1 protein-coding gene is annotated in these 603 nt (G+C 60.9%); it reads left to right on the top strand.

The window, feature by feature from the left end; genetic code table 11:
• Positions 1-600 (top strand): toprim domain-containing protein (locus tag AC5Y5O_RS32190; RefSeq protein ID WP_500028768.1); only part of this gene is annotated, 600 nt, incomplete at its 5' end.
• Between the last annotated feature and the right edge of the window lie 3 nt (positions 601-603).

Raw genomic sequence — 603 nt, forward strand, 5'->3', positions numbered from 1 at the left:
GCGATCCTGCCGTTGCGCGGCAAGATCATCAACGTCGAAAAGGCGCGCATCGACCGGGTGTTGAAGAACACCGAAGTCCAGGCGATCATCACCGCGTTGGGCACCGGCATCCACGACGAGTTCGACATCACCAAACTGCGCTACCACAAGATCGTGCTGATGGCCGATGCCGATGTTGACGGACAACACATTTCCACACTGTTGCTCACCTTGCTGTTTCGGTTCATGCGGCCGCTGATCGAGCACGGGCATGTGTTCTTGGCGCAGCCGCCGTTGTACAAGCTGAAGTGGCAGCGCAGCGAGCCGGAGTTCGCTTACTCCGACCGTGAGCGCGACGGCCTGCTCGAGGCCGGGCAGAAGGCCGGCAAGAAGATCAACAAGGACGACGGCATCCAGCGCTATAAGGGTCTGGGCGAGATGGACGCCAAGGAGTTGTGGGAAACCACGATGGATCCGACCGTGCGGGTGCTGCGCCAGATCACCCTCGATGACGCCGCTGCGGCCGACGAGCTGTTCTCCATCCTGATGGGCGAGGACGTCGATGCGCGTCGCAGCTTTATCACCCGTAACGCCAAGGACGTTCGCTTCCTAGACGTCTGAACG

The organism is Mycobacterium sp. NGS40 (genome assembly GCF_059812735.1).